At 38.1% G+C, this 26,305-nt stretch carries 30 protein-coding genes; 13 read left to right on the plus strand and 17 right to left on the minus strand.

Annotated elements, in window-relative coordinates:
* Positions 1–200: 200 nt before the first annotated feature.
* Positions 201–716, minus strand: a complete 516-nt coding sequence (locus H6G68_RS05065; RefSeq protein ID WP_190905645.1) for a sterol desaturase family protein — start codon at positions 714–716, stop codon at positions 201–203.
* A 549-nt stretch (positions 717–1,265) separates the two neighbouring features.
* On the opposite strand from H6G68_RS05065, the gene H6G68_RS05070 reads away from it, so the two are divergent.
* Both H6G68_RS05070 and H6G68_RS05075 read left to right on the plus strand, forming a co-directional pair.
* Entirely contained in the window at positions 1,266–1,658 is a 393-nt protein-coding gene (locus H6G68_RS05070) for a 6-pyruvoyl trahydropterin synthase family protein (protein ID WP_190905646.1), read from the plus strand.
* Between the two features lie 93 nt (positions 1,659–1,751).
* Complete coding sequence (locus tag H6G68_RS05075; RefSeq protein WP_190905647.1) at positions 1,752–2,948, plus strand: MFS transporter; 1,197 nt, start codon at positions 1,752–1,754, stop codon at positions 2,946–2,948.
* A gap of 280 nt (positions 2,949–3,228) precedes the next feature.
* Here H6G68_RS05075 and H6G68_RS05080 read toward each other — a convergent pair whose 3' ends face one another.
* The 3 genes from H6G68_RS05080 to H6G68_RS05090 all read right to left on the minus strand — a co-directional run bounded on the left by H6G68_RS05080 (position 3,229) and on the right by H6G68_RS05090 (position 6,806).
* Positions 3,229–4,170: a GNAT family N-acetyltransferase gene (locus H6G68_RS05080; RefSeq protein ID WP_190905648.1), complete on the minus strand. Its 942-nt coding sequence runs from the start codon at positions 4,168–4,170 to the stop codon at positions 3,229–3,231.
* A 180-nt stretch (positions 4,171–4,350) separates the two neighbouring features.
* Positions 4,351–5,238, minus strand: coding sequence for an aromatic ring-hydroxylating dioxygenase subunit alpha (locus H6G68_RS05085; protein ID WP_190905649.1), 888 nt, complete (start codon positions 5,236–5,238; stop codon positions 4,351–4,353).
* Positions 5,239–5,678: 440 nt separating this feature from the next.
* Positions 5,679–6,806 (minus strand): ATP-binding protein, encoded by a 1,128-nt coding sequence (locus H6G68_RS05090; protein ID WP_190905650.1) that lies wholly within the window; start codon positions 6,804–6,806, stop codon positions 5,679–5,681.
* A gap of 184 nt (positions 6,807–6,990) precedes the next feature.
* Between H6G68_RS05090 and H6G68_RS05095 the strand changes: the two genes are divergently transcribed.
* Genes H6G68_RS05095 through H6G68_RS05125 form a run of 7 tightly spaced genes read left to right on the plus strand, consistent with a single transcriptional unit; the run spans position 6,991 to position 10,889 of the window.
* Positions 6,991–7,326, plus strand: a complete 336-nt coding sequence (locus H6G68_RS05095; RefSeq protein ID WP_190905651.1) for an NADH-quinone oxidoreductase subunit K — start codon at positions 6,991–6,993, stop codon at positions 7,324–7,326.
* Complete coding sequence (locus H6G68_RS05100; protein ID WP_190905652.1) at positions 7,323–8,756, plus strand: cation:proton antiporter; 1,434 nt, start codon at positions 7,323–7,325, stop codon at positions 8,754–8,756. The genes H6G68_RS05095 and H6G68_RS05100 overlap by 4 nt, the downstream gene beginning before the upstream one ends.
* Complete coding sequence (locus H6G68_RS05105) at positions 8,753–9,136, plus strand: Na+/H+ antiporter subunit E (protein ID WP_190905653.1); 384 nt, start codon at positions 8,753–8,755, stop codon at positions 9,134–9,136. Before H6G68_RS05100 ends, H6G68_RS05105 begins: the two co-directional genes overlap by 4 nt.
* Positions 9,137–9,138: 2 nt before the next feature.
* A complete protein-coding gene (locus H6G68_RS05110; protein ID WP_190717600.1) occupies positions 9,139–9,396 on the plus strand; it encodes a hypothetical protein in 258 nt (85 codons plus the stop codon).
* The gene (locus H6G68_RS05115; RefSeq protein ID WP_190905654.1) at positions 9,393–9,671 is read left to right on the plus strand and encodes a monovalent cation/H(+) antiporter subunit G; all 279 of its coding nucleotides are present in this window, start codon (positions 9,393–9,395) and stop codon (positions 9,669–9,671) included. The genes H6G68_RS05110 and H6G68_RS05115 overlap by 4 nt, the downstream gene beginning before the upstream one ends.
* Complete coding sequence (locus tag H6G68_RS05120; protein ID WP_190905655.1) at positions 9,664–10,230, plus strand: DUF4040 domain-containing protein; 567 nt, start codon at positions 9,664–9,666, stop codon at positions 10,228–10,230. The genes H6G68_RS05115 and H6G68_RS05120 overlap by 8 nt, the downstream gene beginning before the upstream one ends.
* On the plus strand, positions 10,227–10,889 hold the full coding sequence (locus tag H6G68_RS05125; RefSeq protein ID WP_190905656.1) for a Na(+)/H(+) antiporter subunit B: 663 nt from the start codon (positions 10,227–10,229) through the stop codon (positions 10,887–10,889). Before H6G68_RS05120 ends, H6G68_RS05125 begins: the two co-directional genes overlap by 4 nt.
* A gap of 72 nt (positions 10,890–10,961) precedes the next feature.
* Here H6G68_RS05125 and H6G68_RS05130 read toward each other — a convergent pair whose 3' ends face one another.
* From H6G68_RS05130 to H6G68_RS05175, 10 genes are all read right to left on the minus strand, one after another.
* Positions 10,962–11,234 carry a hypothetical protein gene (locus tag H6G68_RS05130; RefSeq protein WP_190905657.1) on the minus strand — a complete coding sequence of 91 codons (273 nt, stop codon included), beginning with the start codon at positions 11,232–11,234 and terminating at the stop codon, positions 10,962–10,964.
* A 90-nt stretch (positions 11,235–11,324) separates the two neighbouring features.
* Positions 11,325–12,083 (minus strand): class I SAM-dependent methyltransferase, encoded by a 759-nt coding sequence (locus H6G68_RS05135; RefSeq protein ID WP_190905658.1) that lies wholly within the window; start codon positions 12,081–12,083, stop codon positions 11,325–11,327.
* 14 nt (positions 12,084–12,097) lie between these two features.
* On the minus strand, positions 12,098–12,835 hold the full coding sequence (locus H6G68_RS05140) for a DUF3891 family protein (RefSeq protein WP_190905659.1): 738 nt from the start codon (positions 12,833–12,835) through the stop codon (positions 12,098–12,100).
* Between the two features lie 14 nt (positions 12,836–12,849).
* A complete protein-coding gene (locus H6G68_RS05145) occupies positions 12,850–13,932 on the minus strand; it encodes an iron-containing redox enzyme family protein (RefSeq protein ID WP_190905660.1) in 1,083 nt (360 codons plus the stop codon).
* Positions 13,922–14,068, minus strand: a complete 147-nt coding sequence (locus H6G68_RS05150; RefSeq protein ID WP_190905682.1) for a hypothetical protein — start codon at positions 14,066–14,068, stop codon at positions 13,922–13,924. Before H6G68_RS05150 ends, H6G68_RS05145 begins: the two co-directional genes overlap by 11 nt.
* Before the next feature lie 85 nt (positions 14,069–14,153).
* The gene (locus H6G68_RS05155) at positions 14,154–14,309 is read right to left on the minus strand and encodes a lmo0937 family membrane protein (RefSeq protein WP_190905661.1); all 156 of its coding nucleotides are present in this window, start codon (positions 14,307–14,309) and stop codon (positions 14,154–14,156) included.
* Positions 14,310–14,949: 640 nt separating this feature from the next.
* Entirely contained in the window at positions 14,950–16,041 is a 1,092-nt protein-coding gene (gene ychF / locus H6G68_RS05160) for a redox-regulated ATPase YchF (protein ID WP_190905662.1), read from the minus strand.
* 45 nt (positions 16,042–16,086) lie between these two features.
* Positions 16,087–16,290: a hypothetical protein gene (locus H6G68_RS05165; RefSeq protein WP_190717645.1), complete on the minus strand. Its 204-nt coding sequence runs from the start codon at positions 16,288–16,290 to the stop codon at positions 16,087–16,089.
* Positions 16,291–16,384: 94 nt separating this feature from the next.
* Entirely contained in the window at positions 16,385–19,552 is a 3,168-nt protein-coding gene (locus tag H6G68_RS05170; protein WP_190905663.1) for an MFS transporter, read from the minus strand.
* A gap of 772 nt (positions 19,553–20,324) precedes the next feature.
* Positions 20,325–20,633: a hypothetical protein gene (locus H6G68_RS05175; protein WP_190905680.1), complete on the minus strand. Its 309-nt coding sequence runs from the start codon at positions 20,631–20,633 to the stop codon at positions 20,325–20,327.
* A 181-nt stretch (positions 20,634–20,814) separates the two neighbouring features.
* Between H6G68_RS05175 and H6G68_RS05180 the strand changes: the two genes are divergently transcribed.
* Complete coding sequence (locus H6G68_RS05180) at positions 20,815–21,057, plus strand: helix-turn-helix domain-containing protein (protein WP_190905664.1); 243 nt, start codon at positions 20,815–20,817, stop codon at positions 21,055–21,057.
* Between the two features lie 50 nt (positions 21,058–21,107).
* A complete protein-coding gene (locus H6G68_RS05185; protein ID WP_190905665.1) occupies positions 21,108–22,094 on the plus strand; it encodes a DNA-methyltransferase in 987 nt (328 codons plus the stop codon).
* A gap of 14 nt (positions 22,095–22,108) precedes the next feature.
* Here H6G68_RS05185 and H6G68_RS05190 read toward each other — a convergent pair whose 3' ends face one another.
* Positions 22,109–22,702 carry a PDDEXK family nuclease gene (locus H6G68_RS05190; RefSeq protein ID WP_190905666.1) on the minus strand — a complete coding sequence of 198 codons (594 nt, stop codon included), beginning with the start codon at positions 22,700–22,702 and terminating at the stop codon, positions 22,109–22,111.
* Between the two features lie 75 nt (positions 22,703–22,777).
* Between H6G68_RS05190 and H6G68_RS05195 the strand changes: the two genes are divergently transcribed.
* Together H6G68_RS05195 and H6G68_RS05200 are read left to right on the plus strand one after the other, a co-directional pair.
* On the plus strand, positions 22,778–24,238 hold the full coding sequence (locus H6G68_RS05195) for an aminotransferase class I/II-fold pyridoxal phosphate-dependent enzyme (protein WP_190905667.1): 1,461 nt from the start codon (positions 22,778–22,780) through the stop codon (positions 24,236–24,238).
* A 77-nt stretch (positions 24,239–24,315) separates the two neighbouring features.
* Positions 24,316–24,774, plus strand: a complete 459-nt coding sequence (locus H6G68_RS05200; protein ID WP_190905668.1) for a DUF3598 family protein — start codon at positions 24,316–24,318, stop codon at positions 24,772–24,774.
* A gap of 184 nt (positions 24,775–24,958) precedes the next feature.
* Here H6G68_RS05200 and trpC read toward each other — a convergent pair whose 3' ends face one another.
* Both trpC and H6G68_RS05210 read right to left on the minus strand, forming a co-directional pair.
* The gene (gene trpC / locus H6G68_RS05205; RefSeq protein ID WP_190905669.1) at positions 24,959–25,834 is read right to left on the minus strand and encodes an indole-3-glycerol phosphate synthase TrpC; all 876 of its coding nucleotides are present in this window, start codon (positions 25,832–25,834) and stop codon (positions 24,959–24,961) included.
* Between the two features lie 113 nt (positions 25,835–25,947).
* Complete coding sequence (locus H6G68_RS05210; protein WP_190905681.1) at positions 25,948–26,217, minus strand: HetP family heterocyst commitment protein; 270 nt, start codon at positions 26,215–26,217, stop codon at positions 25,948–25,950.
* Between the last annotated feature and the right edge of the window lie 88 nt (positions 26,218–26,305).

Below are 26,305 nucleotides of genomic sequence, written 5' to 3' on the forward strand. Positions count from 1 at the left end.
GTTATATTATGTCTGGTTGAATACTTATAGTTATGGCTGATGCTCAAGACGCGGGGACACGGCGACGCGGAGATTAATTTGTAGCTTTTATAGCTTTAATTTCAGTGAAAAGTTAAAGGGGAAAGGGCGAGAATTTCTCTTTACCCTTTCCCTCGTGTTTGCATTTATTTTTGAGAGTATGCTGCTCAAGTCTCAATTTACTAGCCAGAAACGCGAGTTACCGAAGATTCACGCACATGAAGTCTAAATAAACGTAACCAACGCATCCAAGTTTTAGCTGGTTGCTCAAAGAATGTAAAAATATCGCCGAAACCTAGGTTAGTTTTTTGATGATGTAGCCAGTGTTGTTCAGGAGTGGTGATAAATAACAACTGACAAACAAAAGTTACAGGTTTTGAAGTTTTCCACCCTAAAGATGTGATGTGTCGCCACCATACATGAAACTGACCAAACAGTAAACCACAGACAACACCAATGGGAGAAAAAGACCACAGAAAGACAGCTACAAGCAGGTACGGTAGAGCGCCCAAGATTCCATCTAAAAGCACTTGAGGATTAAATGTTAGAATAGCGTAATGGCGGAAGTCCTTCTTCCAAGAGTGGTGTGTTGTCAGGTGGAGGCTACCAAAAACATGCTCAGGGACGTGGTAAAAAAAAGTCGAAAGGAAATCGCCAAAAAACAGTAATAACCAAGTAACAGCGATAGCCTTAAGCATTTGTACTCCTTAAGTTTGATGGAAAAATTTCACAGAAAACAGAATTCAAAATTCATGCTCAACAAGGTTATGGCGTAGTTAATAATTCCTGAATTACTACATCCAAGCGGCTTTACTTGTTTTTGCTCAAAATCTATTTCGGTAAAGAAGTCCCAGTTTGGTGAATTTATATTTTTTCATTACACTGAATACCAACTGTTGATGGACTACCATGTTGTTTTGGATAATGAGGGGACGGAAATTATACATCTACAGCCCGATAGATCTGTTGTATTTGATTCTTCTCTGGTCACAATCTTCTTACTAAGACATACAGCATGAGCAAAGATTGAGTTAACATTGGTACAAATTTAGGTTAAGCTTTTCCTACCCTTAGGTTGCTAAAACTATGGATCTTCTGTTAAAAGAGTTGCTCAAAGTTAAATCTTGTGTTAGGTACATTTTTATTGTGAATATTTGAGGAGTAATTATATTAATAGATTCTGCTTTAACTGCTCTTTTATGATCAATAAGTTTTGGTTGAAAAAATGGCTCTGAGGTGATATAAAGATGCCCAAATGGAAACTCTTAACAGAATTCACGTTTGATAGCGCCCACTACATAAAAGACTATAAAGGTCCCTGTGGGAGAATGCACGGTCATACTTATAAAGTCAAAATAGAAGCAAAATCATCACAGTTGCATTCTTCAGAATACTGTCCGCACCCAGTTATGGTTGCTGATTTTAGAAGCTTACGTTGGGCTAAAAAAGATGTGACTCAGGGAGGACTAGATCATTGTATTCTCAATGAAGTTTTACCCCCTGAATATGAAACAACTGCTGAGATGATTGCTAAATATATTTATGATGAAACCAAAAAGCGATTACCCGCAGATGTAAAACTCAAGGTTGCAGTATCAGAAACTCCTAATTCTTGGGTAGAGTATGAGGATGATGAATAATTCGTAATTCGTACCTGAGAAAGCTCAAAGTTAACCATTTTCTTGTGTATCCCGTGTTTTAATTGCTGAGGTAGTAATTAAAAGATAGGAGTTATGTCACAAAAAGCTGCTGCTTTGAAGTTTGTAATTTTACTTGGGTTTGTTAGCCTTTGTGCCGATGCAACTTATGAAGGGGCGCGTAGCATTACGGGGGCTTATTTAGAGGTTTTGGGAGCTAATGGCACCGTGGTGGGTCTAGTAGCTGGCTTTGGTGAACTAATTGGTTATGGCTTCCGCTTAGTTATTGGTTATCTTAGTGACAAAACAGGTAAATACTGGGGAATCACAACTTTAGGTTACATTTTGAATACCGCAGTTGTACCATTTTTAGCTTTAGCAGGGAGATGGGAAGTAGCCGCAGGTTTGATGATGGCTGAACGCACGGGTAAAGCGGTGCGTACTCCCCCACGAGATGCACTGCTGTCTCATGGTGTGAGTCAAATTGGCAGCGGTTTTGGTTTTGGTTTGCATGAAGCAATGGATCAAACAGGTGCAGTTATGGGGCCTTTGGCTGTAGCTGCAATGGTTTATTTCCAGGGAGAATATCGCAATGCATTTACAGTTTTAATTGTACCTGCGGTATTGGGATTAATTGTATTGTTAGTTTTACAATTTCTGTATCCAAATCCCAGTGATTTTGAAGTAGAAACCGTGGCAAATGAAGGAGAAAAATTGCCAAGCATATTTTGGATTTATTTAGGTGCGGTGGCAATTATTGCAGCTGGATATGCGGACTTTCCACTAATTGCTTTTCATTTTCAAAAGGGACAAATTGCTTCTGGGCAAACAATTCCTTTATTTTATGCTTGGGCAATGGGAGTAGATGCTGTAGCAGCACTGATATTTGGATATTTCTTTGACAAAATTGGTATTTCTATTCTGATAATTGCAGCTTTTATTTCATCTTTATTTGCACCTTTGGTATTTTTTGGAGATGCACGTTTTGCTCTTTTAGGAATGGCATTTTGGGGCATTGGTATGGGGGCGCAAGAATCAATTCTCAAAGCGGCAGTAGCTGGTATGGTTCCTAAAAACAAACGAGCTACAGCTTACGGTATTTTCAGCACAGGCTATGGTTTATCTTGGTTCTTGGGTAGTGCTTTGATGGGGATTTTATATGATCACTCTATTATTTTATTAGTTGTCTTTTCTTCAATGACTCAACTTCTGGCAATTCCTTTCTTTGTTTGGGTGAAATTGCAAGCTGATAAATTTTCTATCTCCTCTCCAGATATTCAAGTAAGTGACTGAATTTGAATTTTTTAACCGAGTTCCGTAGGTTTAAGTTTCATAGCAACTATCAAGCGGCAAGTTTTGTGGCAGGGTTTAAATCCCTGTTGCAAAACTTAATTACGTTGGCGGTTGCCGTAGGCATTATTACGAATTACGAATTACGAATTACGAATTACGAATTATTTAAGATTTTATAGCAACGGACAGGGCGGTTAGGACACCAACTGAATTATAAAACCTAGACACCAAAGGACTCTTCAGACTGTCACCTGTCACCTGTCCCCTGTCACCTGCTATACTAACGCCAATCATCCAAAGCAAAGACATCCGCACGGTTGTATCCTGATTCATTTGGTCTGTGCATAGCAACGCCGATGATTTCACTGCGAAAACCACGGGACAGCATTTGCAAATAAGCAGCTTCTCGACTGGTATTAACTCCAGCAATTAAGCGGGACATTCCTTCAGCTAAAGTTAAACTTTCACACAAGTCTAATAACTTGTCAAAATATTTTCCAGCATCATTTCCGGAACGCACAGCACCAAATTTGACAAAGCAATTATTACTACCTGCTTCTGTACCAGCGCCAAGATGACAAACTGCAAATCCTACCAAACCAGAATCATTCCATACAAATACTGTATCACCTAGATTTTGTGACTGAACGATTTGAATTTGCTGGGATAAATCCAAACCTGGATAGATAGAATCTGCAAGTTGAATACTAGCTTTAAGGCTTTCTGTTTGTTCAGTTTCACTCATTTGAGAATATCTGCTGTTTTCAGGTAATGGTGAAGCTTGTTCTACTGATTTACCTAGAATTGTTGTCAGAAACCGCAACCGGAAACCAAATTTTTGATAAAGTGCATGATGTTTAGGACTTTGAGCAAAAGTATTTATTCCGGCTAGTTGAGTATTCCATTGAGTAAAGCAAGAAATCGCCGGTTCAATGAGACGTTGGGCTATTCCTTGGTTCCAAAAATCAGGATGAACACTTAATGGACCAAAAGAAGCAAAACTTCCCCAATTAGTCACTAAGTTAGAACCGATTAATTTGCCATCAATTTCAGCCGCAAAAGCCCCTTGGGGATTATTTTTCCAACGATGAGGTATGTAAGTTTTATCCCCTGCAAAATCTGTAGGTTTAGGTAGACCGATAAAAGTACCAAAGGCTAACCGAAATATGTGTTCAGCAGATGCTAATTCTTTTTCTTGTAGTAACCGGATAGATATGTTCATATTTTTGTATTTTTTACTTTTCGTTACATACTTCGGGTTTCCTCCGCCTACCTACTTACCCTTGCTACCAGATTTCGCATCTGGGAAACCAAAACTAAAAAGCGAAACGGAGCGGCTTTAGCCCTCCGTGTAGTAACAGTTTAGAATCCCCGTGTCTTTAGACCGGGGAGAGGTCAAAATCTAACTACGCCATCGAAGTGTCTTTTCTTTAATTGGGTTAATGAAAGAACCCCCCTGCATTTGAGATCGAGCAAATTCTGCTTTCAATCTATAATACCAACGCGCCTGAGCATCGGCATCTCCAACTAAAGTTAAGGGCGGATTACGTTTCAGGCCGATTTGTTGTTTAAGCAAAATTTCTCGATCTTGATTGAGAAAACTCCGGGTAAACCATAGCAACAATGGCGTGAGAATAGAAAACCAAGGTAAAGTTGTGTAGAACATTGTTGTTTCCTCGGTCTCAGTTTCGGAAATGGGAGTAATTGCTGTCAAATTATAGACCATGTGTTTTTCAGTAGACACACTCTCAATCCGAATCCCCGGTAAACGGAATGAGATTTCGATCTGTGGATTGGGTCCAATCAAGCGATAGAACAAGGTTTGTTGCTCTAGTTGATGCTTTCGCATAGTAAAACCGTATAAAGATGGTTCAAAGGTTTTGACTACCTCCTTTAGTGTTTCCGGGGAACGCCACCACCACGCCTGATGAACGAAAGCAATATGAGCAGGATCGATCAATCCTACTACGGCGTGATCAATATCACAGGGAAGGCGGATGGACTCAACAGCTTGGTGAGATTGGTTGGAAAACTCAGGGATGATTGGGATTTCTTCTAGTATTAAGGAAGTCTCATCATTTGACATATAAATCCAAATATTTCCTTGCGCCTCTTGTATTGGATAACTTTTCGTTTCATTTAGCTTGGCAAAGACTGTACCTGAGCGATCGCGACTAAAAACTATTAACTCGTTCAAGAGGGTTTTTGCAAGTATTTGTCCAGGTTTTAGTTGCTTACTAGGTAATGCGTAGTACCAAGTATTTCTTAAAAACAAAGGTATTTTAGCCATTTTAGAATTGGGGTTAAAGTAATTGTGTGATCAAAAGTCGTGAGTTGAGTTGAAATGAATTCAGGATGTATTCTCTTTAGGGTTTGCTAGGCAATATTCCCAGGTTGCGATCGCACCTAATTTATTTTGTGCATGAATGAATAAGTCACTCTGTTATGAACTTGTAAAAAAAACACTACTTTTCAAGATGAAGTCCATTGATTCACCTATTATCGAATCATTGTCTGGCAATTGCGAGATAAACTTCTCTAGAACAAGCAAAGGTAAAAACTGCTGGGTTTGTATTGCCTAATTGCATACATATAGCGATATTCTTACCCCTACACTTAAAACAAGCTATGGGTAGCTTTCTATAGGAAAGGCACACACTTTGTACAATAGCTCACATTGCCAGGCGAATCAGCTTCAATGCTTAAATCCTGCAAATCCTGATTTAGTCATCAACTCAACCGTTGTTTTAACCACAAAGCCAATAAAGGTAAAGCCAACCGATAACCCTGTTCAGCACTATAAATTAAACCTTTGTGTTGTAAACCAGTTAAAGCACCTTGCAGACTACCACCTCTAGAAAGTCCATGTTTTTGAATATATTCTTTACTTTGTGGTTTATCTGTAGGATCAACGGCTAAACATTCTAAAAGATGTATTTGACTAGCAGGAAGTAACATCAATAAAGATTCATAAGTTATAGATAAATCTTTGAGCATTCCTTCAATTACCTGCTGTACTTCTTGTTCAGTAATTAACCCTTGAAGATGCTGCAAAGTTAACAACCTGCGAATTAATGCCATCGCATCGCCGATATTTCCTTGGACTGCATCTAAGAAGATTTGTAATCCTCTAGAACGAGAATCAAATTTAAGATTTTTTGTATGTAAAATTTCTCTTGCCCATAATGCTAAAACATCTTTAGCTAAAGGGGTTAACTGGATTGTTTCTAAAATATAATTTTTATCATCTTGATGGTGGCTTGTCTCGGCAATAGTAGCCAGCAGAACGTAACTAACATGAGGATGGGCTTTAACTTCTTGCCTAAATGTTGATTCCCATAAACTATGACGATCCCAAGAGCGAATATGAGGAAAACTCTGTAAAATTAAAACTACTCGCTGATCTAAATCAGCCGCCATAATTTGTAACAAGTCAATCAAGATTATAAAGGCTTGCCATAGCTGTTTTTTGTTGAGACAACTTAATAATTTTAGTTTACTTTCTGCATGAAAAACAAAGAACTCATTCGCACTTTGGTTAAACCATTTTTCGATTTTTTTTGCTTCCCAATTTTGGCTAATCGCTTCTGCTAGTAATTGCAAAAATCTCTCCCCATCTGTAGCACGAATGCAGTCTATTTCCAAGACAACAGCACCAACTTCCTGCGCTGCAACCTTCACTAAAGTCCGTCTTCCGCTTCCTGGTACTCCAGTAATCAGCAAATCATCATCCTGGGCAAGTATTTCTACAATGCGCTGAAATTCTAGGGAACGCCCAATTAATTGTAAAGAAGTAGATAAATCCAAGTTCACAGGTTTTTTGCCTTTGGTTGTGGTTTGCGCTGTTAGGGAAAACATAAATCATTAAGTGTAATTATGATTATCATTAGAATATTTTAGTGCTTGTTTGATATTAGCACTAAAGATTCGTGCTAATAATAATTTAACACTTTAAATAAGCACAAAAAATTAATCCCCAGCCCCCGGCTGCTTAAACAAGTCGGGTATATATCCTCTATCCCTTATTCAATAGGCAATTCCTGTGTTAGAAGCTTGCGTACTGGCAACTATATTGTGCGGATTTTTCGGCATCATTCTGAAAAAAAACCTGGTAATGAAGATTGTCTCAATGGATGTGATGAGTACGGGAGTAATTGCCTTTTATGTATTTATTGCATCACGAGAGGGTTTATTTACTCCCATTCTTGATGAGGTTAAAAAACCTACTTACGCTGATCCTGTTCCCCAAGCAGTAATTTTAACAGCGATAGTCATCGGTTTTTCGATTCAGGCTTTGATGCTAGTTGGTGTCATGAAATTGGCACGGGATAATCCGACTTTGGAAAGCAACGAGATTGAGAAAAATAACACACCATGAATACCATTACCATTGCTTGGATTGGCATCCCATTTTTTCTAGGGTTTATCATTTTTTTAGTCCCTAAACTTAACCGACATCTAGCACTTTGGGGAACAATTGCTTCAGCAGCTTATGCTGTGCAACTCTTTCTAGAACCATCACCAATAAAACTGAATCTACTGGATAGTTTCGGTGTGACTTTAGAAGCTGACCAGTTAAGTGGCTACTTTATTTTAACCAATGCTCTAGTTACGGCTGCTGTTGTTTTCTACTGTTGGGGTAGTGATAAAAACGCTTTTTTCTATGCCCAAACTCTGCTTGTACATGGTAGCTTGAATGCTGCTTTCGTCTGTGCAGATTTCGTCAGTTTATACGTAGCCTTAGAAGTAAGCGGGATTGCAGCTTTTTTGTTGATTGCGTATCCTCGTAGCGATCGCTCAATTTGGGTAGGTTTACGTTATCTTTTCGTCAGCAACACATCAATGTTATTTTATCTGGTTGGTGCAGTGCTGGCTTACCAAACAAATCATTCTTTTAGTTTTGCAAGCTTAAAAGGTTCACCACCAGAAGCATTAGCATTAATTTTTCTCGGACTATTAGTTAAAGCTGGAATTTTTGTCTCCGGTTTATGGCTACCTTTAACCCATTCAGAATCAGAAACACCAGTTTCCGCCTTGATGTCAGGTATTGTTGTTAAAGCCAGTGTTTTACCTTTATTACGTTGTGCATTCATTTCTGAAGAAATTAATAATATAGTCATTATTTTAGGTGTAGGAACAGCTTTAATGGGTGTATCCTATGCGGTTTTAGAAAAAGATACAAAACGGATGTTGGCTTTTCATACCATATCCCAGTTAGGCTTTATTCTGGCAGCACCAGCGGTAGGAGGGTTTTATACACTCACGCATGGATTAGTAAAATCATCTTTATTTTTGACTGCGGGTTCTTTACCCAGTCGCAATTTTAAAGAACTGCAATATAAATCCATTAATACAACAATTTGGATACCCTTAGTTATCGCTAGTTTATCAATTTCTGGTTTTCCTTTGTTGGCAGGTTTTGGCGCAAAGGTGTTAACCATGAAAAATCTGGAATCTTGGCAATTTATAGCCATGAATGTGGCAGCAGTGGGAACAGCCATATCCTTTGCTAAATTTATCTTTTTACCCCATAAAAAAGACGATGAACAACAAGCAAAACCCGGTTTTTGGGTAGCAGTAATATTCTTACTCACTGGTTTAGTTGCGGCAAATGTAGTCTATTTACAGGCTTATAACATTGCGGATATTCTCAAAGCGATCGCAACTATCGCCGGTGGTTGGTTAGCATATCATCTGATTTTCAAACGATTAGCAATATATGTACCCCCTATATGGGAGCAATTTGAGCATTTAGTTGGTGTAATGAGTCTAACTTTAATCCTGCTATTTTGGATGGCATTTGCATGATTGGACATCTAATACTAAGACTATCAATTTGGTTTTTACTCACCTCTGATGTGAGTTTGATAAATATTATCATTGGCGTAACAATTGCCCTTCTCTTGCCACGTGGTTACACATCACGGGAAAGTTTAACAGAATGGGTCAAGGTTATCGGTCAAATCTTGGTTGCTATTCCGGTGGCTTATAAGGAGGCATTTGAAATTATACTGCGTCCCCATAAACAAGAAGAAATTATCATGGAAACAGTGAAGCTGAAGCGTTCTCCTCTTCTGGTTTTCATGGATATATTTCTCATTACTTTTACACCTAAAACTATAGTTGTAAGACACCACGAAGAAGAAGGTTCTTATGAAGTTCACTACATTAAACCCAGGGGTAGATAATCATGAATTTAGAAATAGTTTTAATCGCCATGATTGCAGCTTTGCTCATTCCCATTTATGAAGCTTGGAAAACAGATGATACTTGGCAGATGATGTTAGCTTTTGGCAGTGCTTCTAGCAAATCAGCCATCATAATTTTAGTCATTTCCGTTTTGCGTGATGATTGGATGATAGGTGTAGTAGCAGCAATTATGTTGAGTGTTGGCAATGCCGGCTTCATGTTATTAGCACATATTTTAAGAAGGTTAAATGAAGCATGATTACTATTATTAGTTATACCTTGATAGGTATCGGCATCTTTTTCTGGTTTTGGGGTACTTCTCATTTAGTCAGCGACAGATCAGTATTATTCAAATTACATGGTCTTTCGGTTACAGATACTCTGGGTTCAATGCTGATTATCGTTGGACTTTTAATGAAAATACCCAGCGAATGGCCATTACTAATTTTGGGACTTATTTCCTTAGCAATTTGGAATACCATGCTTGGTTATGTCATCGCATATTGTTCAACTCAAGAGGCAAAAAATGAATGATTCTTATCTGTATCTAATTATTGCTTTGTTACCCCTAACTGCGGGGTTGTTAGTAACTCAAGTTAACCCTTATCACGCCTTAATTCTGCGTGGGGTATTGGGTGCAATAGCGGCGATGGTAGATGCAGTTTTAGGGGCGGCAGATGTGGCTTTAACAGAAGCATTAATGGGAACAATGTTATCTATCACGCTCTATGCGATCGCTGTTCGTTCATCCTTAGTTTTGCGTTTGGGTGTGATTGAAAATCAATTAATAGAAAAAAATCAAGATAGCAATTTTAAAGAACTTATCAACGACTTTCGCAGCATTTTCAAAAAACATTATATGCGTTTAGAACTCGTACCTTATAACAGTAACCAGTGTTTGCAAAAAGCATTAATGGAAAAAGAAGTTCATGCTACCTGTGCGCCATTAGCAGCAAATAATCAAACACAGGAAACTTACCAAACTGCGATTAGAGTACAGCGCATTTATAACATTGTAGAAAGCGAACTTTCATCACCAAACACAAGTTTAAACTATGTCAATGTTTCAGATTCAGGAGAGAAGCATACATGAAATGGGTTTACATTTTAGCGGGAATAGCTTTGTTTGTAAAAATGCTGATTATGCCTGATTCAGCACCAGATTTAGGAGATATTGCTATTACGGAAACAGTGGTTAAGGAAAGTGGTGTTATCAATGCAGTATCAGGGATTATTTTCAGAAATCGCCTTTATGATACTATTTTTGAAGTGATTGTATTTACAATTGCGATTCTGGGATGTAATTTTTTATTGGCTAATGAAAATCTATCCTGCACTATTTATCAATTCAAAGATCAACCATCCATAATTTTAGCTCGTTTGGGGGCGACAATTGCAGCGTTAGTAGGTATAGAATTAGCAATTAGGGGACATTTAAGCCCTGGGGGTGGTTTTGCTGCGGGTGTAGCGGGTGGAACAGCGATAGGATTAATAGCAATTACTTCATCCTATCAATGGATGCAGGATATTTACCAACGCTGGCACGCTGCTACTTGGGAGAAGGTTTCGGTGTTGGTTTTTATTGTTTTAGCGGTGATAACTTTATCAGGAATAGAGTTACCTCATGGGGAGTTAGGAACGCTGTTTAGTGGGGGAATTTTGCCGATATTAAATATCTTAGTTGCTGTTAAGGTGGCGTTGGGTTCTTGGGCTGTGGTTTTGATTTTTATTCGTTATCGGGGTTTGTTGTAGTTTTCAGTTTGGAAGTTAAAGAGTTTCGCGCAAATAGAAAAAGCTTAGGGTGGGCATTGCCTACCTTATCTTTTATTGAATTTTCCACGCAATCAGACCAACAAGCACAAGAATGCCTAATCCTCTGCGGAAGTAATTAACACCTTGAAATAATTCTTCCCAAGCCCAAGTAAATAAGGAGCCAAAAGCTAATAGATCCAATCCTAGATTAATTTTACCTGTTGTAAAAAGTATCTTTAATAAACTAGCTACAATCCAGACAATGAGTGGTAGATTTGGTATTTGAGCTAAAACAATTTTGCCTTCGCTGTCCCGGAACACTTGATCAAATAATGTATTTTCCATTGAATTACTCTCTTTTTCGGCGTTTATACAAGCACGGAGATGACGAGCAAACTTAGTCCAGTGGAGAAAATGTGAATTTTAAAACTCACTTTATAATGCGGTCATTGTCTTAATCAATTCTTTAGATAAATCTGCTTTCAATTTGTGGCGCTTTTTAAAAAGAATACCTGCAAGAATATAGATATTTGAGGAATAGAAAGCTTTGCGATACTTTCTTAATTCGGCTATTCTCTGTTTTACCTTGGGTTCGGAACTATAGTATCCAAAATTCATGGGTGAAGTAATAAAGTCATCAACTTGATAACCTTGAGCGATCGCATACTCAATTGTTCCGACTGGGTCAGAATAGGCGGAAATCATTAACATCGCGCTTGGGCAATTCATGGATAGGAGTCGCTTAGTTATAGATGATCCATCTGTTCCACCATGCAAAGAAGGCATATACAAATCATCACTAATCGCTGGTAAATAAGGAGGGTTAGCGATTAAACAGTTTGCCTGGGGTTGCCAATTTCTATTAAAAAAGCAAGAGTTATGGACAATGTATTGATGCCTAAGATTATAGCTTTCAATTCGTAAATTTGCAATTTCGCAAGCGTGAGAATTTAACTCATAGCCATTAATTAAGCCATTAAATTGACTCTTTAGTAAGCTATTGATAACCGGACTACCATCCCCGGCTCCAAATTCCACAATGGAACTGAAATCGTCACAGCCGTTCAAAACCATTCTCTCTAGACATTGAGAATAAAACAGTGATTCTTCAGGACAAACAAATATTTTTTTGGGTATACAATCTGCTGGATAGGTGTTAACTACTTTTTGAGAATGTAATAAAGACTTATTCATCTAAACCTCGTTTATTACTGTTTAGTAAATGTCCATTCCAGAATTGTGATCGGGGCTTGCTTGAGGGCAGTAGTTAGAGCATCATTGCTATCATATTTTAGTTCTGATAAGTGGGAAGACTCTACATTAACCGTAAATTCATCGTTCTCAAAAGGCCAAGGCTCTACGGTTAAATTTCCATTTTCCAAACGACGCAGATCGTAACGCTGCTGATCAATACCGTGGGTAATCTCCAAGGCTCGACCATCATCTGGTATTTGCTGTTGTGCTAAAATTAACGACAGGCGATCGCACCACTGCATAAACTGATAACTTCGCTCCGCGTCCTCTTTAGCTATTCCCAACTCTTTTGTCCATTGTTCCTGGTTATGCACTTGGGTTTCTAGAAAACTCCGCCAATCTTCCGATATTTCTCTTTTGTCTTGATTCAGAAAACAAACGTGCATAGAAGTTAATAATGTTACCCATCGACCACGATAAAGTGAATCTTCTAGGTGTTTTTTAAAGGTTTCTAAAGAGGCTTCTGGCGACGCTTCTCCTAGTGTAAAATCCATGGGAGCGCCACTTTGAGTTAAGTGATTGCCCTTCCACTCTCTTTCTAAATCATCATGATGGGAGATGGCGGCGATAGTTTCGTAAAGGCGAACAGGAGAATTATTCCGTTGCCATTGACCGCCTAATTGAGCGGCTAATAGTGCATGGGCGCGATGATAAATTACATCCCAGCCATCTTTAGCTAGATTGACAATCATAGATTGCTTTATGTTTAAATTTGGATTGATTTAGCATTTTGAATTAAAACCATGACCGCAGATGCAGCGCGATCGCTAATCAGTTTCTCTTGGTCATAACCAAGTATTAATTCCCAAGCATCATGGGGATACTTGTCTGCTAAAGGTAGAGCAACATCAGTTAACATCCATTGACCATGTCGTTCATCTTCACGAATGTGTAATTCCCAATAACCCATAGCTGCATCGGAAAGTTGCAACCGTTTCGCTGCTTGCATATAATCTGCATAAATTGCGGGTCCAGCTATTTCAAAATATGTCAGCCCGCCGTTATAGCGGAGAAAATGTCGTTTTCGCTCTGTCAGTAAAAAGTTGTGATTGATACTTGCTAAAACTTGCCAAGGTACAAGATCGAAATAAGCTTCTGGTTCAGTCTTTAGTCCTAATTCAGCCATCATTTGGGCAAAAAAAGTAGAGTGTTTTCGTGATAGACGACCGCTGCCATATTCTTCTAAAAGTACCCGAATTAAGGTTGCTTGAATTTCGTTACTTGCACCTCCCAAAATACGAGAAAGACGACTAGCTTCGACTAATCCATCCAAGGAGGCGATCGCTAATAATAACCGATAGCCCTCTAAGTTCATGTCTTCTTGTAGATAACGTTTTGCTGCTGATAAGGGAGGATTTAAGTCTACATTTGCTCGTTCTTGCAAAGCTTGTTTAACGTTTAAGGATTGTATTTTTTCAACATCTAATTGGGTTAATTCCCATGCTTGCCAGACTGACTCGATGCGATCGCGCACATTTTCTACATAACTAGATCGCTCATTTGTATACGAATGCAAAGCATCATACCAAAATAATTTGAGCCGATTGATTTGATAAAGTAAGCGTTGTAAAAACCCATTTGCTAATTCGGCTTTCGAGTTTTCTGTGTATGCCTCTGTTAATGCTAAAGAGAAAAATTCTTCAAAATTTTTAATTAGAGCAGGTTGTCTTTTCACCTGTTCGTCTAAATTTTCCAGCATTAGAAGCCGATTAAAATGTTGCTCTGCCTCTTCATAACTAGATATTTTGATAACGGGCAATAGCATATCTACTCTGGTCTTAATTAGCATTTTTGATGATCTCCAAGTCCTTGCCACCGCTTGCGATCGCCACATCCACCGAAACACTATTTTCAAGGGACAGATAGGTTGTTGCCAGGGTTGAGTCAATCCAAAAGGAGACAGGTTTTCCAGATAAATTTGTCATTGTGTTTGTTATTTGGTGTTTTGCATATTGTGGTCTGCGAGTCAGAGTGTTTTAGCTTAGTTTGTCAGCCAAGCTAAAACAGTTATTAGACAATACGTCTCCCTATAAATAAGTTGTAGACAATGCCAATCAGCGCCAAAACCAAAAGCAGGTGAATTAAGCTGCCACCAATGTGAATTGAAACTCCTAACAACCAGAGAATGAAAAGTACAACAACAGCAGTCCAGATAAGATTCAGCATATTTTCCTTTTTTATGCAGATAAAAGTGATAAAAATTTAGTACCCTTTTGAGAGGATGTTTCCGAAAGCCAAATTGAAGAAGCGAACATCAACCTATAAATTCCCAAAACTTCGTCTATACATCACTGAACAAGGTTGAAACTACTCTTTTGTTATATGGCTTTGTTATTAAATTTTGTACCTCTTTCAACCTAAAATCTGCTGTATGTGTTGATCTACAGATTTGGTTTCAAAGTGGTTAAGATACTACAAAGTGTTAATGAAAGCGTTGATTTTTTAGCTAGATAAATTTTTATTAGTATTTTAATACTAATCTATGACCATTTGTATAATTTCTACTGATTTTTTAGTCTGCTTTTTGATTCTATAATTAAAATATTTCAATATCATCTGTAGCGAGAAACAGTTTTGATGAGAATCTTATCTATAATTAGACACATATAAGTTGTAAACATCTTGTAGGTTGGGTTAGACGCGGTAATTAACTTATTATGCTCACATAATGCTCACAGATAAATCACAAAACCGTGCCGTAACCGAACATCCACTATAAAGTATGTGTTCATGACTCATTTAGTAGGATAGCTATAATTCTGAGCAAGGGTGCGTTATGCTGTGGCTAACGCACCTGAACTATTTACTAAACATTAAAACGGAATAACATTACATCCCCTTCTTGGACAATATACTCTTTCCCTTCACTTCTTACTAAGCCTTTTTCTTTGGCTGCATTCATCGAACCATGTGTTACTAAATCATTATAAGCAACAGTTTCAGCGCGAATAAATCCCCGTTCAAAGTCAGAATGAATTACTCCTGCGGCTTGGGGTGCAGACATCCCTGCATTAATTGTCCAAGCGCGGGTTTCTTTGGGGCCACAGGTAAAATATGTCCGCAAACCTAAAAGAGTATAAGTTGCACGAATCAAAGATTTTAAACCACCTTCTTTTACACCCAAAGATTCCAGAAAGTCAGCTTTATCTGCTTCTGGTAATTCCACTAATTCTGCTTCTACTTGTGCGGAAACAATGACAACTTCAGCATTTTCTTGAGCAGCAACTTCTCGCACTCTTTCCACAAAATCATTACCAGTTGCTAAATCATCTTCAGAAACATTAGCAGCGTAAATAATTGGTTTATTGGTGAGAAGTCCCAAGCCTTTAATAATTTCGGTTTCTTCTGTATTCAAACTGACTTGACGGACAGATTTACCTTCATTTAAAGCTGCGGCTAATTTTTCCAGAATTGTAACTTCAAATTGTGCATCTTTGCTGGTGCGTGCTAATTTGCGAGTTCTATCAATGCGTCTTTCTATTTGGAATAAATCTGATAAACCAAGTTCTAAATTAATGATTTCAATATCCCGCGCTGGGTCAACTGAACCGGCAACGTGAATGATATCATCATTTTCAAAACAACGGACAACATGAACGATCGCATCAACTTCCCGAATGTGGGATAAAAATTGATTACCCAGTCCTTCTCCTTGACTTGCACCTTTCACCAAACCGGCAATATCGACAAATTCGACACGGGCGGGTACGATTTGTACTGAAGTAGCAATTTTTGCCAAAACGTTTAACCGGTCGTCTGGTACTGAGACAATGCCAACATTCGGTTCGATGGTGCAAAATGGGAAATTAGCGGCTTCGGCTTTAGCGTTAGCCACTACAGCGTTAAATAAGGTTGATTTTCCGACGTTGGGAAGTCCGACAATTCCGGCTCTTAGCATTGTAAATTTTAGATTTGGGTTTCAATTATCCACTATAAAGATAATTCAAACAGGTTGAGGAATCGTTTGGGGAATTGGTGCGGGTACGGTTTGAGGAATTGGTGCGGGGACTGTTTCTGGTACTGGTTCCGGGAAAGGTGGGGGAATGGTTGGCTCTTGTGGTGTAGGCTGAGGACGTGGTGGTAGGGGGTTGGTTTCAGGAGTGGGAATTTGGGGTTCGGGTATGGAGATAGCAGCGGGATTAATCATGGTAAGTATAACTTGATAATGATGTAAAAAACGTTGTAGAGACGTTCCGTGGAACATCTCTACATTTAAAAAGATGACTCTTGGGGAATCGCCTTTAAACAAATAGATTGGGAGTAATTACGGCTAAAACTCCACCTATTGTTGATGCGACTAGGGAGACAACAGCGGCGTTAAATAACCACCAAGCCGCATCTGCAAGGGCTTTTTTACTATCAATTGCTTGCTGTTTGGCTTGTTCTCTAATAGCTTGCAGTCTTTTTTGGGTTTCTTGCTGGATGCGTTCGGCTCGGTGTAATACGCTATCTCGCGCTCTTTCAACACGATTGATAATCTGATTAGCTTGCTCTGGAGAGATATCTGAACGAGAACTGAGGAGAGCAACTAGAGTATCACGGTCGAATTGAGAAAGGCGATCGCGCAATGCTTCAAATCCAGCTTGCGGATCATCGAAGATTTTAGCAACATCGTGCTGAATGCCTTCATAACTGAGTTCGGGACGGTCTAAGGAGTTGAGATAGTCACGAACTCTGCCAAAAACACTGTCAACTAGCGATCGCATTCTTTGCTGAATTTGCTCGAATTGTTGAACTATCGAATCACGCACAGATTCAATTTGGTCTACAATTCGGTTTGCTTCTTCTTCAGAAATATCCTCACGTTGAGAAAGCAAAGCTACCAATGTAGAACGGTCGAATTTGGAAACACGCTCACCTAAAGTCCCAATACCAGCGCGGGGTGAAGACAGCAACAATTGCAAATCGCGTTTTATTCCTTCAGGATTCAATTCTTCTTTATGGGTATTACGCAGGTAATTTTCCAGATTGGCTTCAAAATCTAGCACTTGTTTAGTCGTGCGTTGCGCCAAACGTTGGGGTGCTTTAATAATATTAGCGATCGCTTGTTGTACAGAGTCGATGATTTGATTAACTTGCTCTTCATTCAAATCTTCGCGTCCAGCCAGCAATTTAACTAATGTTTCCCGGTCAAATTGCGACAAGCGATTACGTAATGCTACAGCACCTTCTCTGGGGTCATTCAACAACTGTTGCAAATCTCGCTGAATACCTTCTGGGTTAAGTTCTTCCAAGTTGGTATTTCGCAGATATTCTCTTATCGCTGTTGTTGTTTGTTCATACTGTTCTTGCGCTTTTTCGCCAACTTTTTGTGGCGCTTGCAGAATATTATCTCGTACCCTTTCCAAAGAGTCCAGAGTTTGGTTAATTTCTGACTCACTTAAATCTTGACGCTGACTCAATAATTGCACCAACGTATCTCTATCGAATTGCGATAAGCGAGAACGCAAAAGATTGATTCCAGCTTGTGGGTCTTCTAACAAAACCTGAAAATCACGTTTGATAGCATCAGGATTCAGTTCTTCTTTGTTAGTATTCCGCAGATAATCTTCTACCCTTTGACGCAATTCATCAGCTTTATTTCTCGCTTGTTCTTGCGATTCTCTAGCTTGATCAATGATATGATCACGGGTGCTTTCAAGTTGACCAATAATATTATTGGCTTCCTCTTCGCTAATATCATGACGTTGCTGGAGTAATGGGAAGAATGTATCCCGATTAAATTTACTCAACCGTTCTTGTAAATCTTCAAAACCAGCTTCTGGATCTCCCAGCATCACTCCAAAGTTTCGCTCAACCCCTTCTAGAGTCAATTCTTCTTTATTCGCATTCCGCAAATAATCTTCTATTTGACTGCGAAGATTTTGTGATTTCTCTTGTTTGTCAGCCTGTTGAACAATTGGTAAAACTTCTTGACGAATACTTTCTAATTGTTCCGAAATTTCTCGTCTCCTGTCTTCATTGATGTCACCTCGTTGTTTCAGTAAATTAGAAAAGTAATCTTGATTGATTTCTTCTAAATTATGGCGAACAGTGCTGGGGTTGGCATTGGGATCATAAATTACTTCTCTAAATTCATCTTGAATCGTCAGGTGGTTAAAATGCCAAGGGAAAGAATGAAGGATATATTCTTCTACATCGGCCTTGATAGTATTTTGAGGTTGTGTGGATAATCTTCCACCTAATTGAGTACCTAATTTACTTGCTTGTTCACTGGTTTTGTTAATAACCTGTTTTAGTTGATCAATAATTTTATTGACATCAACATCTTGAGCTTTACTGCCAATTTTTTTCAGTTCGGTTGTGATTTCTTGAACATTGATATCAGAAATGTTAGCTCTCTCTAACACTGCTGTTCCTGCTGCACCTAAGCCATATTGAATAGCTTGTTTTAGCACACCATTGGTTTGTTTACCATTTCCCCCAACAGTTATTAGTTGTTGCAGCCTTTCACCTAATTTTTCTGATTTTAATTCTTCTGGACTAGCAGACTTCAGTAAATCAAGGACTTTTTCTGTGGGATTTTGGCGATTTAAAACTTGCTTCCAAGCATCCTCTAGTTGGTCAGCAATTTTATTTACTTCTTCTTGAGAAAAGTCTGTCCGACTGCTGATTAAATCAACAAAAGTCTGACGATTTATATTTTTGAGAAATTCTCTATCGCCGATATCTCGCAAATCTACATCTTTTAACAACTGGTCAAATTGACTTCTAATTTCTTTGATATCTAGCTGTGGTAACTGTAAAGAACTCAAAGAACTTTGCAAAGTATTTCTAATACTATCAGTATCAAAACCAGAAGTTAATTCTCGACGCACTGCGGCGGTAATTTCTTCAGCCGTAGAAACCATCTGTCTTTGAGCAACATTAGCACCAATAGCAGTAGTTGCTGTACCCAATAAACCTTGAATACCATTCGTTACAGTGCTAACAAAAGAACCAATTAATGAACCTACAGCATTAGAACCCAGCCACATGATGACTGTGAAGTAGGTAGACCAAATAACGACACCGATTATTGCACCCAAAAATGCACTTTGAATTAAGCTCAGTTTAACCGCTAGAAAACAAGCGATGAACAATGCCAGACTAGAAGAAAAAATTGCCCAAGTCCCAATCTTGGCTTCAACTTTGCGAATACTTGCGCCTACTGTTTGTGTATCATCAACATCAGAATATGCACCAGTTCCTAAAGCTGAAATTCCCGCAGCTACAGAGAGATTTGTAAATAATAATTGAAAGGCAAATGCCATGACTACACCACATAGTAAAGCCACCAAAAATTTAGGACTAGAAAAAATTAATGGTGTTTGTACGGGAGTTAACACTTTACCCGTTGCTTTTATCGGTGCTAATCCTAAATGTAAATAGCACGACTCAAAAGTCATAATCAAATTTGAAAAAATCATTCTTTTCTCCTTAAATATCGAATAAAAATTGCATAATTCTTGTTAAAAATAAAACCTCCCAAATCCTCAAATTTTGAAATGGGCTTGTAGTTAGGGCTACCCTGCGGGAATGCTTCGCAAACAGCCCTAAGTTAAGGTCTAAAGACCTCACTACAAACCTTTAATTATTGACGTTACTCTACTTAATTCTGCTCATTGTCAGGATAAAAAAACTAATTCTTACCCATCTAAAAGCCAATCAAGTAGTAGATGTTTGACTCTCTCTCCTGACAGATGAAATGAGCAAATAAGTTTTGAGTGCTTATAAAGTTGCTAAAATCTGGTTTTAGTTTAAGGGGAGCAAATGTTGTGATTGTATACAGCGATTTCCACATTCATGAGGTACAGCAAGAAAGAATTAACCGCATAGAGAAGAGGATGGACGCAGATAACTTGCTACTTCAGTAGACTAGAAAACCCTATAAACAGATTAGCTTCGTCTTGTCTCTAAAATCTTCTACCATTCGACACATAGGGTTCTATGCTGTAAGAGCGATATATCTAGCTGAGAACTCTGGTTGACTAAGAAAACTACAGAAATCACGCAGAAATGAAGTGAAAGTCTTGATTTTTTGTAGGGGTAATTTATATATATTAGGACTTATACAAGATGTGACTGAAAACCTTATTCCTGTGTAGGGGTAATTCATGAATTACCCCTACTTTGGTTCTGTTTTGCGTAAGTCCTATATATATATGAAAGCTTCCCGTAAGTGCTACGGGCAAGCTATGCTTATTTATCATCATTACTAAACAATTCTAATAACCCAATTGTACCGACAAAAAATGTATATGTTCCATATTTGATTGGTGTTTGATTTTGAGCGGGTGCATAATAAGCCGCAATTATTCCTTCTAGAAAATGAGCCGATAATGCAACATGAGCAATGATCAAAGCGGGAGTTAAGAAACTCGGTAGTTGACTGTTAATTATTGCTGTTTGAATATTCCATAATTCTAATCCAATTGCACTGGTAATAAGTGTTATGGATATGACTTTGATGATTGGGAATAGTTTTACTTTGATATCTTTGAAGTTCATGTTGTTGATCATTATTTTGTTGATAATTATCCCACATTCACAGTAGACAAGAATAAATTACTGTTGACGCTCTGAAAATTTACACTTAATTAGCAGTTCTTGTATCATAATAGTTACACATTCGGATGCAATATCGACAAATCTAAACTGTGGAATTAAAGCATTATTCTAAATAATACCTATGACAGACTCTGCTTCTGACAACACTCCTGAATTACTCTCTGTCGCTGAAACTGCCAAATTACTGGCTGTAACCCGTCAACGAGTACATGACTTAATCAAGAATGGTCAGATCATAGCTCATAAACTCGGACGTTATTACTACATAGAACCGACTGAAGTACAGAGATACAAGAATCAGCCTCATGGAAAACCTTATCAACCCCGTAGTACAAATTCTCAAAGCAACTCTATTGACAAGTGACAATAGAGTCTATAAACTTAAGCTATATTTATGCAGTCAAGGTTAAATTAATGCTTCCTTTTCAATTGATTGCTACTGATTTGGCAACGCAACAAGAATTGCAGCAGGTTTACAAGAGTGAGTATGGAATTCTCTATCAGGGAGATTGTCTGAAGCTTCTATCAGCATTACCTAATGAGTCTGTAGATATTGTATTTGCCGACCCACCTTTTAATCTTGGCAAAGAATATGGTGAAGGTATAAACGATAATTTAGCAACAGATAAATATTTAATATGGTCGCAACAGTGGCTAAATGAAAGTATTCGAGTCCTGAAAAATGGTGGTAGTTTATTTGTATTTAATTTGCCTAAATGGTGCATAGAATATGGTGCATATTTGAATCAACAAGGAATGTGTTTTCGACATTGGATTGCTTGCAGAATGCCAAAATCTTTTCCCAGAGGCAAAAAAATGTCTCCTGCTCACTATGGACTACTCTATTACACTAAAGGGGAACCAGCAGTTTTTAACAAAGTCTACACACCTATTCAAGTATGTCGGCATTGCGGTGGAGAAATTCGTGATTATGGTGGACATCGTAAAAAACTTAATGAAAAAGGTATTAACTTAATGGATGTTTGGGAAGCACCAGAAGATGTGTGGGAAGATACTTCTGATGCTGATTTTAGTGAAACTTTATGGACATTAACAGAGGAAATGTGGACTGATATTCCACCAGTTCGTCATCGTCAGCATAAAAAAAGAGTTGCAAATGAACTTGCTCCCATTATGTTAGAGCGAATTATTGCAATGGCATCTAATCCAGGACAAATTGTAGTTGATCCATTTGCAGGTTCTGGGACTACATTTTATGCAGCAGAAAAATTAAAACGTTATTGGATTGGTTCAGAAATTGGAGATATAGATCCAGCAATAGAAAGATTGACTAATTTGGATAAAGGCATTATTGAAGAATGGGAATCAGCGAGGGGGAAAAAGAAATTTAAGCAACGCAAAACAAATACGGAACAACTTTCAATTCCTTTCTTATCTTAAGATAGCAGTAAATTTTATACTAATGCACGTCCATCTGTGCCTTTGGTAAGTGTTGGTACGTTGCTATCTAGATAATCATGTTCAATTACAAAGATTGCCAAAAACCCTTCTTGAATTTGAACTGCTTTCCAAACATCAAAATATGGTTCTAATTCTTCGTAGTTACCAATTCTATCTGTTAGGTAAGGGTAAATTTTTCTGCTGGGGAGTACCAAAGCAGCACCTAGAAAAACACCACGTAGTAATCCGAGAACCATTTTATTAATTGCTCGATGACTTGAGGAAATATTACCAGTTTCCCACTCAAGAGCAAAAAGATAATTGTCAATCATTTTTGTTGCATCTACCTTTCCTGGTGATTTAGTTGCATAGTTAATTGGAGTTTCCAACCTCCAGCCAAATTGATTCTTCAATGCAATCATACAAGCTTCTTTAATTGGCTTGACACCATTACCATGTTTTGTGGGATTGATTGTAAAGCTGGATGTACCAGGAGGATGCACAATAAGAGAGATAGCATCACGAATTTCAGTACGAATAATAGACCAGTCACTTGATTCTTCAAAACTCCCAACACTGATTAAAGAAACCTCTTGAACAATTTTCATGCTAACTACTCACAACATATTTGATCACCTTACAGCAAAATTAGATTATTTATAAAAGCTCCATTTCCCCCCAAAATGCTCAATCAAAACCAAACCCCCCTTATAGATGCCTTAAAAGCCTGTACAACCCGTCCTCACGCACCCTTTTACACCCCAGGACATAAACGCGGTGTGGGAATTTCCCCACTTTTAACTGATTTACTAGGTAAAGAACTCTTCCGCGCTGACTTAACAGAATTAGCAGAATTAGATAATTTATTCAAACCAGAAAACGCAATTTTCGCAGCCCAAGAACTCGCAGCAGAGGCTTTTGGTGCTGAAAAAACATGGTTTTTAGTTAATGGTTCTACCTGCGGAATTGTAGCTGCAATTCTCGCTACTTGTAGAATGGGAGAAAAAATAATTCTGCCGCGAAATGTCCATTCTTCGGTTATTTCTGGTTTAATTCTTTCTGGTGCAATTCCTATTTTTATTCAACCTGAATATGATGAAGATTTAGATATTGCTCACAGCATTACACCGGAAGCAGTAAAAGCAGCATTAGTAAAACATCCAGATGCAAAAGCAGTGCTGACAGTTTATCCTACATATTACGGTGTTTGTGGAGATTTGCAAGCAATCGCACAACTCACCCACCAATACAATATTCCCCTTCTCGTAGACGAAGCACATGGCGCACATTTCCATTTTCACCCAGAATTACCGACCTCAGCATTAGCCGCAGGTGCAGATTTAACAGTGCAGTCTATTCATAAAACCCTCGGTGCAATGACACAGGCATCAATGTTACATATTCAAGGAAATAGAATTGATATTGATAGAGTCAATAAAGCTTTGCAATTAGTTCAATCTACAAGTCCTAGTTTTATACTCCTAGCTTCTCTAGATGCCGCACGTCAACAAATGGCAATTAATGGGGAAAAGTTGATGTCTGAGACTTTGGAATTAGCGGAAATAGCCAGAAGTCAAATTAATCAAATTCCCGGTTTATCTACTCCTCTTGCTCAGAGAGAAAAATCACCAGGATTTATAAATTTAGATAAAACACGATTAACAGTTAATGTTTCTAAATTAGGTTTAACAGGTTTTGCAGCAGAGGAAATTCTTAATCAAATGGGTGTCACTCCAGAATTTTCCTCTCTTCAAAATCTGATATTTATCATTAGCTTGGGAAACACAAAAGAGGATATTAACGCCTTAGTTCAAGGATTAAAAAATCTGACTCAGATACCACACTTGACAGGTCAGTACAATATATGTAAATATAGGAACGATGATATAATTGACCATATTTCTTGCCTTTCTCCTCGTGAGGCTTTTTTTGCTAACAGTGAAATCTTACCTTGGGAGAAAACAGAAGGAAGAATTTGTGCAGAAATTGTTTGTCCATATCCTCCAGGAATTCCTTTGTTAATGCCTGGAGAACTAATAACAAAAGCGAGTTTAGACGATATCCAAAAAATTGCCGAATTGGGTGGTTTGATCACAGGTTGCGCGGATGAAACATTGAAAACTTTAAAAGTTGTCGATGTTTGACGCTCCCTAACCTATAGATGGACTATTACGGGGTTTTAGATAAAAATATAGATACAAACTTTGTTTCTAATAGTAATATGTCAAAACAATTAAGTGATTTTCAGGTTTTCCCCAAACATATTGGCACTTGGTCAGGTTACTGGATCAGAATGGATGCTAATGCTCAAGAAACAGATCGTTTTGAAGCAGAAGTCACACAAAATATAGTTGATAATCAATGGTTACAAACCAATACTTACCATTATGCTGATGGGAGAACTGCTACTAACAGTTTTGTTGGTAAGGTAATTAGTAATGATGAAATAGAAATAGAAGCAGTAGATGTTCCCACCTGGGCAAATTTTACCACTATCGCACGGGAACATGGAGATAGCATTATCATTTTTAATGTCTGGAATAAAGCTACTGGTAAATTATTTGCAACGGAAATGATTAATCTGGTGAATAACGATAATAAATATCGCACTAGCCAGAGCTTTACAGAAGACGGTCAATTGAAAGGCTTAATGTTGATAGTTGAAAAGCGTATTTCTTGAAAATTTGATAGGTAAACGGTTAATAATACCGAGATACCCGAATTCTCAACAAAATCGGGTATCTATCTCATTTGATATAGCAACGGACAAGGCTGTTAGGACATCAACCAATGCTAAAACTTAGACATCAAAAGACTTTTAGCTCTGTCACCTGTCACCTGTCACCTGTCACCTGCTATAACTGTTAAATTCCCTTTTTTACCAGGTCTTTATAAGCAGGGGAATTGGGCTTAAGTAGACTCCGCACACTTTCTTCTAAATTCCCTTGTTGCAATAAAGAATCTCCCATCAAGACGGCATTAACACCAGCATCAGCAATGAGAGATAAATCAGCCGAAGTTTCGATTCCTGATTCACTGATAACGATAATACCTAAGTTTTGTAATTGCGATCTCCTCGCTGCCATTAGTTGCTGAGTGGTGCTAATATTGACAGTAAAATCTTCCAAACTGCGGTTGTTAATTGCCACTATGCGTAAATCTTCTAACTTCAGTACCCGATCCAATTCAGTTAAGTTATGGACTTCCACTACAGCATTCATTCCCAAGTAGTGAATCACACGCAAAAAGTTATGTATCTCTCGATCTGAAAGAATAGCCGCAATCAATAATACCGCATCAGCACCCGCAGCCCTTGCTAAGTAAATTTGGCAGGGATCGAGAATAAAATCTTTGCACAGTAAAGGTAATGCTATTCGATGACGGATAGCACGCAAATGCTCAAAACCACCCTGAAAAAACTTTTGGTCAGTAACGACAGATAGACAAGTTGCTCCACCACGCTCATATGCCTTAGCGATCGCTACTGGATTAAATTCTGGTTTAATCAGACCTTGAGTAGGTAATACTGGTTTTACCTCTGCAATTAAGCTAGGTTTGTCAAGGCTTTGCTGCACAGCCGTAAAAAAATCTCGTACAGTCGGAGCAGCACTTAATTGACGTTGTAAAGAAGCTAAAGACATTTCTTGCTGCATTTGTACGACTTCTAGCTTTTTTTGCGAAACAATTTCTCTGAGGATAGGTTGCAGCCGACTATTAAAGATACTAACTGGGTAAATCATGATGAGAATGAATTATGAATTATGAATTATGAATTATGAAATTTCATTCTTCAATTTTTCTCGTGAGGAGTTATGAGAAATGTGTCTAGGCATAAACTCAATTTTTTACCTTCTCAGAAATGAATCCAATTTGACTTGATATTAAACACTTCCATATCTTTTTTGGCAGTTTGATTTTGCTGAGAACCAGCAAGTAGGCAATTATTTTTGAGCAATCTGATATAAGTACGGTAAGGTATATATTCTATCGGGTTGTGTCCAGAATAACGTAAAAGTAAAACACAAGCCCAGGAGTACTTGCCAGATATAATTGCTTTGACTATTTGTTCAATTTGTTCAGTATTAATTTTCTTATTGATTTGCCCTGACGGGGCGACAAACAAGGCTGAGAACAAGACGGTGTAAAGAATGCAACGATTTATGGTAAAAAAAAATAGGTCAGTTATTGTCAATAAGACCTATCTAATGAAA

This window comes from Anabaena catenula FACHB-362, from assembly GCF_014698735.1.
GTDB lineage: Bacteria > Cyanobacteriota > Cyanobacteriia > Cyanobacteriales > Nostocaceae > Anabaena > Anabaena variabilis_A.

Coding starts and splice junctions, on each gene's coding strand:
- H6G68_RS05065 (WP_190905645.1), bottom strand. CDS start 716: ATGCTTAAGGCTATCGCTGTTACTTGGTTATTACTGTTTTTTGGCGAT.
- H6G68_RS05070 (WP_190905646.1), top strand. CDS start 1,266: ATGCCCAAATGGAAACTCTTAACAGAATTCACGTTTGATAGCGCCCAC.
- H6G68_RS05075 (WP_190905647.1), top strand. CDS start 1,752: ATGTCACAAAAAGCTGCTGCTTTGAAGTTTGTAATTTTACTTGGGTTT.
- H6G68_RS05080 (WP_190905648.1), bottom strand. CDS start 4,170: ATGAACATATCTATCCGGTTACTACAAGAAAAAGAATTAGCATCTGCT.
- H6G68_RS05085 (WP_190905649.1), bottom strand. CDS start 5,238: ATGGCTAAAATACCTTTGTTTTTAAGAAATACTTGGTACTACGCATTA.
- H6G68_RS05090 (WP_190905650.1), bottom strand. CDS start 6,806: ATGTTTTCCCTAACAGCGCAAACCACAACCAAAGGCAAAAAACCTGTG.
- H6G68_RS05100 (WP_190905652.1), top strand. CDS start 7,323: ATGAATACCATTACCATTGCTTGGATTGGCATCCCATTTTTTCTAGGG.
- H6G68_RS05105 (WP_190905653.1), top strand. CDS start 8,753: ATGATTGGACATCTAATACTAAGACTATCAATTTGGTTTTTACTCACC.
- H6G68_RS05110 (WP_190717600.1), top strand. CDS start 9,139: ATGAATTTAGAAATAGTTTTAATCGCCATGATTGCAGCTTTGCTCATT.
- H6G68_RS05115 (WP_190905654.1), top strand. CDS start 9,393: ATGATTACTATTATTAGTTATACCTTGATAGGTATCGGCATCTTTTTC.
- H6G68_RS05120 (WP_190905655.1), top strand. CDS start 9,664: ATGAATGATTCTTATCTGTATCTAATTATTGCTTTGTTACCCCTAACT.
- H6G68_RS05125 (WP_190905656.1), top strand. CDS start 10,227: ATGAAATGGGTTTACATTTTAGCGGGAATAGCTTTGTTTGTAAAAATG.
- H6G68_RS05130 (WP_190905657.1), bottom strand. CDS start 11,234: ATGGAAAATACATTATTTGATCAAGTGTTCCGGGACAGCGAAGGCAAA.
- H6G68_RS05135 (WP_190905658.1), bottom strand. CDS start 12,083: ATGAATAAGTCTTTATTACATTCTCAAAAAGTAGTTAACACCTATCCA.
- H6G68_RS05140 (WP_190905659.1), bottom strand. CDS start 12,835: ATGATTGTCAATCTAGCTAAAGATGGCTGGGATGTAATTTATCATCGC.
- H6G68_RS05145 (WP_190905660.1), bottom strand. CDS start 13,932: ATGCTAATTAAGACCAGAGTAGATATGCTATTGCCCGTTATCAAAATA.
- H6G68_RS05150 (WP_190905682.1), bottom strand. CDS start 14,068: ATGACAAATTTATCTGGAAAACCTGTCTCCTTTTGGATTGACTCAACC.
- H6G68_RS05155 (WP_190905661.1), bottom strand. CDS start 14,309: ATGCTGAATCTTATCTGGACTGCTGTTGTTGTACTTTTCATTCTCTGG.
- ychF (WP_190905662.1), bottom strand. CDS start 16,041: ATGCTAAGAGCCGGAATTGTCGGACTTCCCAACGTCGGAAAATCAACC.
- H6G68_RS05165 (WP_190717645.1), bottom strand. CDS start 16,290: ATGATTAATCCCGCTGCTATCTCCATACCCGAACCCCAAATTCCCACT.
- H6G68_RS05170 (WP_190905663.1), bottom strand. CDS start 19,552: ATGATTTTTTCAAATTTGATTATGACTTTTGAGTCGTGCTATTTACAT.
- H6G68_RS05175 (WP_190905680.1), bottom strand. CDS start 20,633: ATGAACTTCAAAGATATCAAAGTAAAACTATTCCCAATCATCAAAGTC.
- H6G68_RS05180 (WP_190905664.1), top strand. CDS start 20,815: ATGACAGACTCTGCTTCTGACAACACTCCTGAATTACTCTCTGTCGCT.
- H6G68_RS05185 (WP_190905665.1), top strand. CDS start 21,108: ATGCTTCCTTTTCAATTGATTGCTACTGATTTGGCAACGCAACAAGAA.
- H6G68_RS05190 (WP_190905666.1), bottom strand. CDS start 22,702: ATGAAAATTGTTCAAGAGGTTTCTTTAATCAGTGTTGGGAGTTTTGAA.
- H6G68_RS05195 (WP_190905667.1), top strand. CDS start 22,778: ATGCTCAATCAAAACCAAACCCCCCTTATAGATGCCTTAAAAGCCTGT.
- H6G68_RS05200 (WP_190905668.1), top strand. CDS start 24,316: ATGTCAAAACAATTAAGTGATTTTCAGGTTTTCCCCAAACATATTGGC.
- trpC (WP_190905669.1), bottom strand. CDS start 25,834: ATGATTTACCCAGTTAGTATCTTTAATAGTCGGCTGCAACCTATCCTC.